The organism is Kitasatospora putterlickiae (genome assembly GCF_039527695.1).
In the GTDB taxonomy this organism is placed as follows: domain Bacteria; phylum Actinomycetota; class Actinomycetes; order Streptomycetales; family Streptomycetaceae; genus Kitasatospora; species Kitasatospora putterlickiae.
Window position 1 is genome coordinate 19,032 of record NZ_BAAAKJ010000372.1, and the last position, 296, is coordinate 19,327.

Sequence of the window (296 nt, forward strand, 5' to 3'; positions counted from 1 at the left end):
GCCGCCCCCGCCGCCGCCGGTGGTCTCGGGCTCCCGACCAACCTGCTGACCAACCCGGCCGCCACCAGCGCCCTCACCGACGCCGCGGGCAAGCTGCCGGTCGCCGACAAGGTCAGCAGCACCCTCGGCAGCCTCGCCCCGACCGCGGGCCAGGCCGCCGCCCCGGCCCCCGGCGCCACCGGGAACCGGGCCGGTCTGCCGACCGTGCCGGGCCTCGACAAGACCCCGCTCGGCTCGCTCACCCAGACCCTCCCGCTGCCGGGCCTCACCGGCTGACCCGGCGCGCTTCCGGCACG

Annotated in this window: 1 pseudogene; it reads left to right on the forward strand. The window is 79.7% G+C overall.

The window, feature by feature from the left end:
- Positions 1-276: pseudogene (locus tag ABD308_RS32990) on the forward strand (hypothetical protein); the annotation flags it as partial.
- Positions 277-296: the final 20 nt, after the last annotated feature.